Origin of the sequence: Allobacillus halotolerans (assembly GCF_018967645.1) — a bacterium.
GTDB classification, from domain to species: domain Bacteria; phylum Bacillota; class Bacilli; order Bacillales; family Alkalibacillaceae; genus Allobacillus; species Allobacillus halotolerans.
In genome coordinates this window covers 1-13603 of record NZ_JAHLZF010000010.1, presented here as the reverse complement: position 1 = coordinate 13603, position 13603 = coordinate 1, and the positions used below count along the sequence as shown (strand labels likewise).

12 protein-coding genes are annotated in these 13603 nt (G+C 41.0%); 2 read left to right on the top strand and 10 right to left on the bottom strand.

Features of this window, described 5'->3' with window-relative positions:
- Nucleotides 1–107 precede the first annotated feature (107 nt).
- Together KQ486_RS07920 and KQ486_RS07915 are read left to right on the top strand one after the other, a co-directional pair.
- Nucleotides 108–482, top strand: a complete 375-nt coding sequence (locus KQ486_RS07920) for a hypothetical protein (RefSeq protein ID WP_216687292.1) — start codon at nucleotides 108–110, stop codon at nucleotides 480–482.
- Nucleotides 466–846, top strand: coding sequence for a hypothetical protein (locus KQ486_RS07915; protein ID WP_216687291.1), 381 nt, complete (start codon nucleotides 466–468; stop codon nucleotides 844–846). Before KQ486_RS07920 ends, KQ486_RS07915 begins: the two co-directional genes overlap by 17 nt.
- Nucleotides 847–853: 7 nt before the next feature.
- Here the strand turns inward: KQ486_RS07915 and KQ486_RS07910 are convergent, their stop codons facing one another.
- The 10 genes from KQ486_RS07910 to KQ486_RS07865 all read right to left on the bottom strand — a co-directional run bounded on the left by KQ486_RS07910 (nucleotide 854) and on the right by KQ486_RS07865 (nucleotide 13340).
- Entirely contained in the window at nucleotides 854–1606 is a 753-nt protein-coding gene (locus KQ486_RS07910) for a DUF6710 family protein (RefSeq protein ID WP_216687290.1), read from the bottom strand.
- A 129-nt stretch (nucleotides 1607–1735) separates the two neighbouring features.
- Entirely contained in the window at nucleotides 1736–2239 is a 504-nt protein-coding gene (locus tag KQ486_RS07905) for a hypothetical protein (RefSeq protein WP_216687289.1), read from the bottom strand.
- A 159-nt stretch (nucleotides 2240–2398) separates the two neighbouring features.
- Nucleotides 2399–3115 carry an MOSC domain-containing protein gene (locus KQ486_RS07900; RefSeq protein WP_216687288.1) on the bottom strand — a complete coding sequence of 239 codons (717 nt, stop codon included), beginning with the start codon at nucleotides 3113–3115 and terminating at the stop codon, nucleotides 2399–2401.
- Nucleotides 3116–3511: 396 nt separating this feature from the next.
- Entirely contained in the window at nucleotides 3512–4564 is a 1053-nt protein-coding gene (locus KQ486_RS07895; RefSeq protein ID WP_216687287.1) for a nuclease-related domain-containing protein, read from the bottom strand.
- Nucleotides 4565–4906: 342 nt separating this feature from the next.
- A complete protein-coding gene (locus KQ486_RS07890; RefSeq protein ID WP_246569243.1) occupies nucleotides 4907–5635 on the bottom strand; it encodes a response regulator transcription factor in 729 nt (242 codons plus the stop codon).
- Nucleotides 5636–5639: 4 nt separating this feature from the next.
- The gene (locus KQ486_RS07885) at nucleotides 5640–6362 is read right to left on the bottom strand and encodes a class C sortase (protein ID WP_216687286.1); all 723 of its coding nucleotides are present in this window, start codon (nucleotides 6360–6362) and stop codon (nucleotides 5640–5642) included.
- On the bottom strand, nucleotides 6359–7207 hold the full coding sequence (locus KQ486_RS07880) for a class C sortase (RefSeq protein ID WP_216687285.1): 849 nt from the start codon (nucleotides 7205–7207) through the stop codon (nucleotides 6359–6361). The genes KQ486_RS07885 and KQ486_RS07880 overlap by 4 nt, the downstream gene beginning before the upstream one ends.
- Nucleotides 7208–7505: 298 nt before the next feature.
- Nucleotides 7506–9083 carry a SpaA isopeptide-forming pilin-related protein gene (locus tag KQ486_RS07875; protein ID WP_216687284.1) on the bottom strand — a complete coding sequence of 526 codons (1578 nt, stop codon included), beginning with the start codon at nucleotides 9081–9083 and terminating at the stop codon, nucleotides 7506–7508.
- Nucleotides 9084–9098: 15 nt separating this feature from the next.
- Entirely contained in the window at nucleotides 9099–12089 is a 2991-nt protein-coding gene (locus KQ486_RS07870; protein ID WP_216687283.1) for a SpaA isopeptide-forming pilin-related protein, read from the bottom strand.
- 366 nt (nucleotides 12090–12455) lie between these two features.
- A complete protein-coding gene (locus KQ486_RS07865; RefSeq protein WP_216687282.1) occupies nucleotides 12456–13340 on the bottom strand; it encodes a sensor histidine kinase in 885 nt (294 codons plus the stop codon).
- Between the last annotated feature and the right edge of the window lie 263 nt (nucleotides 13341–13603).

Genomic DNA, 13603 nt, shown 5'->3' with positions numbered 1-13603 from the left:
GGTTATATGGCAATTAAGACGACTGATGCTCGGTATCTCAATCGTTTTTTTACACCATGTCATAGGACAAACTGGCCCAAGCATATATCCATATAGGAGGGTCAGCTATGAATACCATCAAGATTAAAGCTCACCAAATTGTAGATGTTTTAATGGAAACTGATTTACATGAGAGAAAGTTCCAAAGATATTTTTATAAATCATTCGGCTACCTAGAAGGAAAACCTGTAGTCGAAGAAATAAATGATGGGGAATACAGATTGATAACAATCCACGAAAACTATAAATTTTTCAAAGATCACTACCCTGAAGTACCTTTTGATTGTATTCAAAAAGAATTTAACAATTACACGGAAAGATATCTAGAGCTCCTTAAACACTTACTCCTCAGCAAAGCTCGCTCCTCTACAGGTTATAAATATTCCGCTATTAATTTTCTTTTTACATACATGACAATGGAGGAAATTGCTGCAAAAACCTAGTGAAATATCAAAATTAATATTCGAAGATGATCAATATAAAAAGTATCGGGTTCTAGCAATCAAAAAAAGAAAACACACTATAGTGGAAGACGTTGTTCGCTTTTTTAGAAAGCATAAAATCTTATTCGAAGATAATGAATTATACTTACTTGATATTATTGTTGGTAACTATCCAGGTGAGAACCTCAAGATGAACGATTGGAATAAGATAAAGACAGTTCTATTGGGGGTTGACACGGATGTTGAAAGACTTTTACCTAAAGAACAACGAATATTCTTAGACGAAATAATAAAGGAAAGTGACGAGATTCTTATACAACATTTTCGAAAACGTTGTAGACAATTATTGAATGATAGCAAGTAACATTGAGTTAATAGCATATTGAATTCTCGTGCATTAATCTTCCAATTTCAAATATAGCTGCAAATTCTACATTTTTAACTTCAGAAATAATTGCTCCGTCCTCTATTCTATAAAAATTGACTCCATCACAGTAAATATAATCGTAGACAGGGCTTATATCATTAATAACTGTTGGAGTAATACTACCTTTACCTTGGATAATACCAGTTGTTATAGAATGATTTCCACCCCTTACCCAAGATACTCCCATTGGCAACCATGTTTCTATCCAATGATTTCGATCTTGACGCCAAGCTTTTCCGACTCTTCCTTCACCAATCCGAGCCATACTATATATCAACCTCTGTGTCTTCCAAGGCCATGGTAGTATTAAATCACAACCTAACATAACTCTCTGTTCATCTTCATTGCTCACTTCTTTTATAAGATCTTCTAATGATTCCCCATCTTTCGAAAGCGTACATTCACTATTAAAAAGAACTTTTTCATAATTCAAATCTGGCAAATCTGATTCATTTTCTTGGTACAACAAGTTAGTTAAGTATTCGGTTTGGAGTTTCCTTCCAACTAATCTAACCAAGTCAACCAATGGATGTTCACAACCCGAAGCAACAGGATATTTTTCATTTGTTTTTTCTAAAATAGAGGTTGCCAACCACATAATTTGCTCAAAATCCTTCTTGCTCTGTGCTTTATTGTTGGATTTCTTGATTTCATTTAATCTTTGTTCTACTTTTTTAATATTTTTCTTAAAGAGCATTTCAACCCACCCACCTCAGATTCTTTGAAAGAAGTAATAGGAATATCGCAATTTTTCTGCAATGTAAAGATGTACAATGACTATGTCTATTTTCTAATTTAGAAACTCTACAGACGGAAAGTATTTCAACTAACTTCTCGCTTGTTCTTTTTCACCTGAAGCACTAAGAATACTGCCAATTAAAACAAAGGAAAATATAATAACCCCAGCTACTGCAATATTTAAAACTAATAATCCAAAGGTTTTTATTGCAGATAAATAGACAACATAAATGAGTAAAAGTAACAGTGGCACTTTCCATGTATATGTATATTTAGTATTTTCCTCATCAAAAATTGATGCCCCTAATAAATACAAAATATAACCGAATATAGATGTTGCCACAAGGCATAATGTTAAAGGTAAACCTAAATTCCACACTAAATCATATGAAGTCTCTGCTAGCTCATAAGGTTTATCAAATACTGATAGAAAGAAGGCAGAAATAGTCGATCCAATACTGTCCATCATCTCTGAAGAAAGATCACCGGCATTCTTCCCCTGAATAGGTTTAGTTAAATGGTCTGCCCACGTATGTAAGCTCAATGCTACTACTATCGCAATACTCATCAAAAACATTTTAGAGTCACTCATCTTACTTCCCTCCTTTTTTCTATATATATTTCTTTGTTTTGGAAATTAGGACAACTATTTTGCAATGATGGGAAAGCATATTAAAGTAACGCCTAGCTTTAAGCTTAACGAAGCGATTTAATAGCGATAAAAAAAGAGACTAGCCAGTCTTCGTATAATTTACTCATCCCTTACATTCGGCCCATAAACCCGCTTAACATCCGACGACTGTTTCCCTTCAAGCCGCTTCTCAAGCGTTCGCTTCCAGTTAGGTGCGAGCAGTTCACATGATGCCAGCTGACTTGCTAGGTCTAAATCATCTTTCTGTTTGTACATGACGTTGTTGCAGGCTTCAATTGACCACTGAGGGTAAGGTCGTTCGATCAATTCCAAGTATGTATTTCCAGTAACATACCCTTCTTCAAGCACTCTAAAGTACCAACCGGTTAGACCGCTATTTTGTATGCGGAGCGCCAAATCGATTTGATTATATCTGCGAGCTGGTTTCCAACACGGACGTCGTGGTTGAGAGACTTGAATGAGCGTTTCTCCATAGCGATAGGTGTCTCCGATGCAAATTGACTGTTCATCCGCATTTTGAATGGCTAAATTTTCACCCATGCCGCCAACTTCCATTGTTGTATGCTCGATTTCTCTTTGCCAATAGTCGTAATGCTTTGTCGGATAAGCAAAGAGCGCTTTTTCCGGACCGCCGTGATTCTTTTTATCGGCTACTTCATCGCCGATCAATCCGGTCTCGCTTAACCATATTTTTTCTTCAGTCGGCTTCTTGAACATGCCGGTCTCCCACTGACGATTGATTCGTTTTTCGGCGTTGGGGTCGCCTAGTTGTTTGACTTTACCTTTAAAAAGTTGATCTATGTATGGCTGACTCATTTATTTCACCTTTTCACAAATATTTTTTACCCAAAAAGACCTTGTATATCTACATTATAACGAATAAATACCGTGCTGTGTCTGTGAGGTTTTGAATGATTTTGGCACTAACGTTGGTATGCACAAAAAATAGGCACTGGTCACGGTAACTATAGTTTTGATTGAAGGCATAATTCTTTCATTTCTTCAGGGTTATTTCAAAATTCTTCAGGGTTAATTCGCATTTCTTCAGGGTTAATTTGCAAAACTTCAGCGTTAATTCGCGTTGCTTCAGGGTTAATTCGCAAAGCTTCAGGGTTAATTTGCTTTCCTTCAGGGTTAATTCACGAAGCTTCAGGGTTTGTCTGCACTTCTTCAGTGTTAATCTGCTCTCCTTCAACATTAACACAAAAATCTTTAACGCTGAGCTGCTCGGATCCTCCGCTCTACACTTTCCTCCTTCAACATCTTATTTAAATGAAACAAGTAATCGAAGTCGTCACTTTGATAGTTGTATGCGAGCTGATATTTTCGTAAATATTTATCTCCGTGACTTGTAGCCACTTTCTTCAGCATGTCTCGGGCTGTATGGCTTGATTCTAGTCCAGTAAATTTACGGAATGCTCGGTTCGTTATTTCCTTTCCATATAACAAGTAATAGTCTTTGAGTGCATTTTCGTGGGCTAACGCATCTCGGTGGTTACATCGCGGGCATTGCCATCTGCGTCTAGTCATTTTCATGCCAAGGTTTCCGCAGTTCATGCAGAAGTTTCCACGTTTGAGTTCACTTGGTTGGATTCGATTTTGTTTTAAGATGTCTGGTAGATAAGGGGTATTGTGGTGTGTGATTTGATTGGACAGATGGTTGATCTGTTTGACGGTGAGGTGGTTGTCGTGTTCATTGGATAATTCCCGAAATAATGATGGCAGCCGCTGAAGGGAGATAACTCGTGATGCGTGGTGGGTGTTGGTGGATTCGATACGTAATCTCGTGTTGGAGTTGGTCATGACAACATAGTATTCGATTGGTACGTTACTTAGCCCGAAATACTCTAGCCAATTCGTTAGTTGAAACGCTTGCTCTTCGGCTTGCAAAACAGGGTCTTCAAAAACTTTGAATTCCTCGCCCTTTGTCTGGATCACTTGATGTACCGTTTCATCAAATAATAGGTCGTCACTATAATATTTAGATTCGAGAATGAGTATAAATTTAGAGGAAATTAAGATAAAATCCATTTGGAAATGATTCGAATAAAAATTTAGCCGGATGTTCGGTAAGACCTTACAATAAGATGGAAATTTGCTGAGTGGATAAAGCAATCGTTTTTCACCGTGGAAGCCAGCGAATTCATTGCGTACCTTCTTTTGGATTTGCGGGTAACGCTCATGGCGGGTCGGTAATCGATGTTGCAAAGCGAGCAACATAAGAATGTGGGGAGAGGGATAGAGGGTTAATTTTCGCGTAGACAAGAGTCAATCGCTCCTTTTATTTTGTTGTACTTTTAAGTATAGCTAAATCTAGTTAAATGGCAAGTAGGTTACTAGATTAGCGTTGCTTCAATTTGTGTAAAGCTTTAGGGTTAATTCGTATTTCTTCAGTGTTAATTTGTGATCCTTCAGGGTTAATTCGCTAGGCTTCAGTGTTAATATGCGCACCTTCAGGGTTAATTCACGATCCTTCAGGGTTAATTTGCAAAGCTCCAGGGTTAATTCGCTCGTCTTCAGTGTTAATTCACAAACCTTCAGCATTAACCTACAAAACTCCAGCCCAACCCACTCCAAAACAAAAAAGACACCAACCAAAGTCAGTGCCTACTTACTCGCGCGATCGTTCTTTTCCATTGAAAAGGAATAGCCGAAGCCTCTTACGGTGTGGATGTATCTAACGTCTTTCGATTTCTCTAGTTTTTTTCGCAAATTACGGATGTGGACTTTAACGGTTTGGATATTGCCGGTGGCGTCCATGCTCCAGATGTCGTCATAGAGTTGGTCGTGGCTCCAGATTCGTTTGGGGTACTGGGCTAGTTGGATGAGTAGTTTCATTTCTTTGGCTGTCAACGGAATCATTTCGCCGTTTAAGTAGCATTTTTTGTTGTCGATGTGGATTTCTAGGTCGCCGTATTTTAATACTTTAGCGCCTTTTGCGAGGTTGACGTGGTAACGTCTGATGTTGGCGCGGATTCGTGCTTCGAGTTCGTTGAAGTCAAAGGGTTTTGTCACGTAGTCGTCGCCACCGAGTTCGAAGCAGGTGAGTTTATCGACCATTTGCTGACGTACACTGACAAAAATAATCGGGACAATTAATTGTTTGCGAATTTCCTGACAAACTTCGAAGCCATCACGTCCGGGCATTTCGATGTCCAATAAGATGAGTTGCGGGATGGTGTGCGATATGATTTCCAATGCTTCGTCGCCGTTTTCAGCGGTTAAAACGGTGAATCCTTTTTGCTTCAAATAAAGCGCGGTCATCTCACGAAGATCACGGTCATCTTCAACGATTAACAGTTTATGTTTTCCGATTGTATTCTCCTCCTTTTTCAAATCTTCATCGTCTCACACCGTAGACGACGAGCCGGTGAGTATTGGAACGATAGGGATGGCAAGTTAACAAGGTTGCTAGGTCTTTTCCTTCCTCCACTCGTAATGATTCAGTTTCATAAGGTAAAATGACGGCAGAGCTCTCAACTTGATAGACGAGCCGTTCGTCCAATGTATGAATATAAAAGACATCCCCTGGTTGAAGTTCGTCTAAGTTTCGAAACATTTCTTTCGTGCCCATTCCGCGGTGGCCCGCCAGTACGGTATGTGAATTGAGGCCTCCAACGGGTAGTGATGAGCCTTCGACTTGGCCGATTCCTTGGGATAATGTATAGTCGCTCGCACCTAGGAGAATCGGAATATGTAAGCCAAGTTTCGGGATTTCAAGCGTTGCGAATGTATCAATATTGGTCGTATTGCCTTGAGAATCAGCGGTTAAGCTTCCCTCCTTTAGCACCTGACTGCAATCAGGATTTTCATGTGGATTATATCCTTCCGTGAACGGGTCACTGAGTCCTTCGTCATTGCGAAAAATCGCTGTATTGCATTCACGTGCATCTTCAATTTTTTTCTGTTTTGTCGTTGTTGGGGTGGTTTCCGCTTCCGCATGAAAATCTTCTGCATATGATTGTTGGATTTGATTGTTGATGAATTGAGCTGCGTTAGGGTAAATGAGTATGATGACTCCAATTGCGAACAGGCCGACAATGAATCCTTTTTTCTTGTTCATCGTCTTTTCCACCTTTTCCGACGTCGAATAAACCAATACGTTATAATCGCCATCAGTAAAATTGATAGAACAATCCATAGTAAAAATGTTGGTTTTTCAGCTTCAATGGCTGGTCCGTCTGGAGTGATTAGTGCGGCTGCTTCTTTGGTTTCTTCAGTAGGGATACGTTTACCTCGTACAAGTAGGCGGTGGGTGTTGATCATATACGGTTCACAAGTGATCAACGTCACGAGGTCTTCGGTAGGGTTGAATTCGAGCCAACTCGTTTCCGTTGGCAGGACAATTTGGATATCGTCCACTTCATACGTTAACGTTTCCCCTAAAGTATGGATTTGAAACTTATCTTTTACTTTTATTTCATCTAAATCTCTAAACAACGTTGAGCTCGGTAAGCCGCGATGTCCGGTTAATGCCGCGTGGTTTCCTTTCCCACCAACGGGCAAAGATGAATTCGGCATATGACCAATCCCTTGGCTGAGCACATCTTCGCTCACCCCATGATAGATCGGGATACGGACATCAATCGAGGGAATTTCAATACTTCCCATCGCCTCACCGATATCCATGACATTTAAATAATGCTGATCTTCCTCAACTTCGCCATTTACTTCTTCAGCAAACGGATCTTCAATCGATACCGTTTGTTTTTGAATGGAAGCATTATATTCTTCCGCCTTCTGTCTCTCTTTCACTTTCTTCTCACTCGACATTTTTTCCCATGCTTCATTATGCTTGGTAATCGATGAATGGTGCGCCTGTGTATTTAACCAATCACTGACAATTGGATAAAAAAAGATACTGAGCCCAACGACAAATATCGCTGCCACGATGAATTTTCGGAACATACCACTCACCTTTTTCTTTTAAAAATTGGCTTTGTTAAGGTCCGTTGTTGATCTTGTGATCCGCTGCCGGTGGACGCTTTTACCCAAAGGGCATAAGGGCGACATCTGCGATAAATCGCAGTGTCTTCTTTACCGCGGGCACGGCTCGAGCCTCCTCGGTAAAAAGGCACTTCCTGCGGGGTCTCGAGACTCGTGCTTTTCCCGCAGGAGTCGCCACCTTCGCTTCTCACAATTCAACAACTCAGTGCTACATTATTCGAAAATAAACACTAAACCTTAACTGAAAATCACAAGCTAGTTAAACCATTTCTTTTCTGCGGTGACGAATATACAATACTAACGCTGTTCCCATCAGCAACGCACCGATCAGCGTGAAGAGTGACGTACCGATTCCGCCTGTTTGTGGCAGTTCCCAACCAGATTTATAGTTATCAACCTCTACGTCATGGTGGGCTTTTTGATCGTCAATCGTGATGCTAATTGGATTGTTCAATTTATTGTAAGGTTTCATTTCGCCATCTTCTTCGTACATCGGAGCTTTCGTTTCGATCAACTCATATTCTCCGTAGTCGAGTTCGCCGAAATCATGTTTACCATTAGCGTCCGTTGTACCTGTAAACGTTTCTTCTGTATTCACATTGACTAACTTAAATTCAGCTCCAGATAGGAACTCATTCGTGTCTCCATCTTGCTTGATGACGACCACAGAACCCGCAGTCGGTAAAAGTGGTACAGGGTCAGTCGTTTTACTGCCGGACTGATCATGTTTGTTCGTAAAGTCTAAGGTCGCGTCGTTTGAAATTTCCTCGTTTGCCGTCGCTTCCTCTGAAATCAAGACGTCAAATTCAATGACTACTTGATTGACCGATTGGAAAGCTCCGAAATCATTCACCGTCCACGTCAACGTTTGACCGTTTTGATTGAAATCAAACACACTCTCATCAACACCTGTAGCACTCCAACTGCCGACATAACTTAAGTCCTCATCCAACACATCGGTAATTTCAAAGTTTGTATACTCATGCATGTCACCCGGTACATCTACGGTAATCGAATAGGTGACTTCTTCCCCGCGGTTGCTGGAATCGACGCTGACGTCCTTTTCGATGTCTGGTTCCCGGTAGTTCACCGCTTCTACCGTAATATTTTCTTCACTATCTTTGACTGAGAATTCGATTCGCTGATCCCCCAAGACATAACCTTCAAGCGTATGCGTCTCTTTAAAATAATATTCACCATAAGGTAAATTCTCCACTACTATTTTTCCGTCTTGATCTGTTGTGAAAGGTTCCGAGCCATCAACTAACTCGTCATCTTCTCCGTAAAGCTCGAATACAACGCCTGGCAGTCCTAAGAAATCATTACTACCATCCTTCTTCGTCAACTCAACGTCATTTCGGATCGTTTCGTTTTTCGGTAAAATGACGACATCGTAATTCACATCTGTACCATCTGCTGAAGTCATCGGCACATCTACAAAAAATTCTTCTTCATTTAAATTAACATGAGGCGGACCAGCTGTTTCTTGGACTTTATAGCGGCCAAGCGGGATGTTATGAATCACAATTTTCCCATCTAAGTCCGTAATCTCTGTGAATGATGCCGGGTTGCTGCCGACAGGTGACCACGTGTCGGTTGCTGCATCATATTCATGCGTTTGTGTTATTTCAAAAGTAACTCCTTCTAGCGGGTCACCTAAAGACGCACTCATAAGCTCTGGCATTTCGTCGTCATACGGACCGTCAACTGGATCCTGTTCAAATTTATAAATCGTAAGCGATCCCTCTTGTGTCGCTGCTTCCTGCCCGGATACACTTAATGGAAGTAACAAACTGACAACCAACAGCATGATTAAACTTTTGGCTATTTTCTTCATTAAATAATTCCTCCCCTAATCGTTTTCTTTTCGTCTTCTCCATAACAGGAACAGCGCAGATGCCATGAGAATAGCCCCGACACCGTAAAATCCAATTGTTCCTATTCCACCTGTTTTCGGAATCTCCCAATCTTGTAACGTATTTTCAATGGTTTCATTGACGTGCAATTGATCACTTGAAATGGTGATGGTTCGCTCACTTTCAAGCATTCGATAACCCTCTGGTGCTTTCGTTTCCGTTAACGTATACTCAGCCCAATCCAAATCGTCAAAAACGATCAAGCCATTTTCATCTGATGTTCCAGTTTCAGAAAATCCATTCGGACCAGAAAGTTCAAATTCCGCTCCTGCTAGTGGCTCGCCAGATTCATCAACTTTCGTAATCGTTAAGCTACCGAGCTTTTTCGTATACACATAGATCACCGTTTGTTCATCGGCAATGAACTCGCCTGATGCCGGTGCACTCGAACCATCCATATGGCTGAATTCATACCCTTCAATCTGTGCTTCATTCGACGAATATGTTTCACCAATCAGGCCGGAAAGCACTTCATCGGCTGCTAACGCTTGCCCATTTTCATCGACATGGCGGACCGTTACGTCACCTGCAACCATTTCAGAAGTTTTCACGTACCCAAACCAAACCGACGGATAAGGTTCGCTTGGTGTCGGTGTAACAGCTGTCGGGTCATCACCTACTAACAGCGTGTAATCAGTAACCGCCTCCGGGACGACACTTTCTGCCTGACCGAACGGTAAATTCATTCCGTGAACATCATAGTAAAGCAACTCGGCCTGATGCTTTGCGACAATATTGCCATTGGAATCAATTGGATCACCATTGATATTGACTCGATAACCGTAAACATCGATGATTCCTGTATCAATGGCCACTTCAGGCACTTGAAATAACTTCTGACTTTGCGAGCCGTTTGAATCTGTGTAATCCAACGGTGTCACATCATTTGTCGGATAATCGACATGACCGAGCGGATTTTTACTCCAGTCGATTTTCACGCGATACGTCAAAGTATATGTTTCATTTTCTTTGATATTTCCGATATTCCAAGTGAATGTTTCGGTAGAAGCATCCCAGTTGACACTTCCGTGGGAAGCGGTGTAATGATTTCCTTGGTAGGCTCCCGTCTCAGCTAGATCAAACATATCGCCCATTGGGTCCGTAACCACTGCGTTTGTCGCTGCAAAAGCTAGTTGTGCCGCGATATCACTAAAAATCGGCGATAAGTCATCCGTACCTCCTGAGAAATATCCTTTGTTTTGGCTGTTTTGCAGTACGTAATTTGCGTCTGAGTTGTTTCCGACAGATAGTCCAATCGAATACATATCGATTCCGCTGTTCATAATATGCTTCGCTTCGGAAATCGTTGGGATGCCGTTTGAGCCTACTGTATAGCCGTTAACTCTATACATATCTCCACTGCACCACAACCAACAGTTACCAGGATAATTATAATTAGCTCCTGAACCTAACTGCACATTGTAATTAAAATCCGATAAAATAAAATTATACTTCTGATCAGGCCATGAATAGCCCGATGCTGTATTTGCTTTAAAACTGTACGTCGGTTCACCATCACTTAATAACACAATAGTTTTTTGACTAGCATTATTGTTTTTAAATAGCAGTTTCGCTTGATGTATGCCCGCTTGAATATTCGTGCCTCCATCTGCATAAATGGCATTGATTTCATTTTTCAATTGCTGCTTTCCTGAGTAGCCGGTGAAACCTTTAACCAGCGCACCATACGTGCTAAATTCTACTAATGCAATTTGGGTCGATGAACCTTCAATTAACAACTCATCGACAAACTCTTTTGCCGCTACTTTTGCTTGTGCTAGTCGATCACCAGCCATACTTCCAGAACGGTCAAACACGATAACAATATCCGAACTGTTTTGTAAGTTCTTACCTTCAACAGATAAATCAATTTCCCACTCTGCATAAGTACCGGTATCACTCGCATCCTTTGTCAACTTCAACGTACCTGGTTCTGGCCACTGACTGCCCATTGGCTGCCCTGGCAAAGCATTCGAAACACTCGTCGACCTAAACGGAGGGTGTTTCTTTCCTCTTGGCTCATTCTTTTTCTTCATCAGTTCATCGGCTGTTTCATCCTTCTTCGACTTCTCTAACGTGTCTTCTTCAGTTGGTTCGCCCTCATCTTCTACATCCTCAGATTCAGACAGTTGCTCATTCGATTCATCTTGTTCTTCAGCATCTTCTTCTACGTCTTTTGCATCAGAAGAATCCTCCTCCTCTGTTTCTTCGGATTCACCTTCATCTTGGCTCTCCTCTTCTGAAGAACCCTCCTCTTTCTCTTCAAAATCATCATCTTCGTCAGTTTCTTCATAAACTTCAGATGATTCTTCCTCTCCTTCTGATTGAGATTCCTCCTCAGATGAACCTGCTTCTTGATCGGTATCAGCCTCATCTACTTCGTCAGTTGATTCCGCTTGTTCAGCATCCTCTTCGTCAGAATCCGAATCAAACGATACGTCATCCGCTTGCTCGTTCAACTCTTCTTCAGTTGATTGAGTCACAACAGGCAGTTCAATCGACTTCTCAGCAAAATCTTCAATCGTTTGTTCATCAAAAGTAGCGACCGCCTCTACCTGATAGGTGTCAACAAGGTCATCCGTTCTCACGGTTGTGATTTCAACTTCTTCTTGAATCGACTCAGCCGACTTCAACACGTAACCGCTTGTTGTTTGTTCAACATCGACCGATTTCGAGACGTCGATTGACCCACGACTCAACCCCGGCGAAAAGTGAACCTCGACTTCCACTTCGCTCTCCTCAGACTCACCCGTGACATCAACACCCAAGTTCCATTGAATGTCCTCATCCGAATGAGTAACATATTCGACCATCACTTCGTTTGAGGTCGATGGATCCGAAGTCGCCAATATACCTGCATTAAGCCCAAAAATATGAAAGATGAGCACCACGATTGTCAACATCGAAATTCCTTTAATAGAGCGCATATCCTTTCCTCCTTTCTGAAAAGTTTCGTTGCTTTATGTTTTTGTTCGTCGGTGAAAAACAGTAGCGTCATACGAACAAATCGGATTATTCGAAGAGCAGGACCTCCTTTTTAGACAACCGTATTCAAAGCACTATATTCATCCTAAGATGCGAAGGTTAAATCAAGGTTAAGTTTTATTAAATTATTTTGAATAATTAGTATATTTTTGTCGAAAACAATAACTTACCTTCATAACCAAGCTTTCCACACGCTGATCAAGAAGCTAAAACGTGAAAAGGCAAAATAAAAAACCATTTACAAATTCGTAAATGGTTCTTGTAATAATATGAAATTTAATTCGATTCGTTCCAAAAATATTCTACAATTATCTTCCTTCTAAATAGTCGTTGTTATCATCGTAATCAGCCTCATCCTTTAACGGCAATTCAATGATAAAGGAACTCCCCTGACCTTCGTGACTTTTAACAGTTATCGTACCACTATGTGCACGCACAATCTCATCGACAATTGCCAACCCAAGACCTACTCCATGAGCCGTCGTGTCACTAGAACCTTCCGTCCCTCGGTAATAACGCTTAAAGACATAAGCTAAATCTTCACTTGCAATCCCAACGCCATTATCCTTCACAACGAGCTTGATAGAATCCGGTCCTTCCCAATAAACGTAAAATTCAATACAACCGTTCTCCTCATCCGTAAACTTAATCGCATTAAACAATAAATTCTGGAACACCTGATCCATCCGAAAAAAATCCATAAAAACATCGAGATCGTTTTGCGGCCGGCCGAATACATTCCAACGAAAAATTCGTCCAGATTGTTCGACCATAAACGAACCTAACCGTTCAATACGCTTTAACCAATCAGATACGTTCATTCGTTCCAACCGTACCATCGCTTCTTGCTTTTCAATAACCGATAACTCCTGCAGCTCCCCAACCAGCCGGCTTAACATTCCCACTTTCTCGACTGCCAGTTTATGATACGGATGAGTTGTCGGATCAACCGCCCCATCCTCCACCAGCTGCAAATACCCTTGAATCAACGTCAGAGGCGTGCCGATCTCATGCGCCAACATCGCACGGTATGTACGTTGAGCCTCCAGTCTCGCCTGAAGCTCATCAACCATTGAGGTTAATTGATCGTTTTCTTCGATTAGCCTTTTGTTTTTAATGTCTAATTCATATTGTTCACTGATCATCTCAGTCATAGAGTCAGTATGATTATTGAACTTCGATTCGTCTTTCATGTCAACGCATCCTCTCACAATACATCGTTTGAAACCTACCCATTTTATGCATTGATTGATGATAATAGACCAATCTCGTTGTATTTATGAAGGAAATAATGTTATCACATCTCTGCGATTCAGGTACGGCTAGTGTCAATGTTCAGTGTTAATTCGCCATTCTTCAGGGTTTATTCATAATTCTTAGGTAAGCGTAAAGATAACCACACCTATAATTCCACATCTCACTCCTCCATACTATAACTATCTTGATATGAAGGAGG

Coding starts and splice junctions, on each gene's coding strand:
- KQ486_RS07885 (WP_216687286.1), bottom strand. CDS start 6,362: ATGAACAAGAAAAAAGGATTCATTGTCGGCCTGTTCGCAATTGGAGTC.
- KQ486_RS07875 (WP_216687284.1), bottom strand. CDS start 9,083: ATGAAGAAAATAGCCAAAAGTTTAATCATGCTGTTGGTTGTCAGTTTG.
- KQ486_RS07920 (WP_216687292.1), top strand. CDS start 108: ATGAATACCATCAAGATTAAAGCTCACCAAATTGTAGATGTTTTAATG.
- KQ486_RS07910 (WP_216687290.1), bottom strand. CDS start 1,606: ATGCTCTTTAAGAAAAATATTAAAAAAGTAGAACAAAGATTAAATGAA.
- KQ486_RS07880 (WP_216687285.1), bottom strand. CDS start 7,207: ATGTTCCGAAAATTCATCGTGGCAGCGATATTTGTCGTTGGGCTCAGT.
- KQ486_RS07905 (WP_216687289.1), bottom strand. CDS start 2,239: ATGAGTGACTCTAAAATGTTTTTGATGAGTATTGCGATAGTAGTAGCA.
- KQ486_RS07900 (WP_216687288.1), bottom strand. CDS start 3,115: ATGAGTCAGCCATACATAGATCAACTTTTTAAAGGTAAAGTCAAACAA.
- KQ486_RS07865 (WP_216687282.1), bottom strand. CDS start 13,340: ATGAAAGACGAATCGAAGTTCAATAATCATACTGACTCTATGACTGAG.
- KQ486_RS07870 (WP_216687283.1), bottom strand. CDS start 12,089: ATGCGCTCTATTAAAGGAATTTCGATGTTGACAATCGTGGTGCTCATC.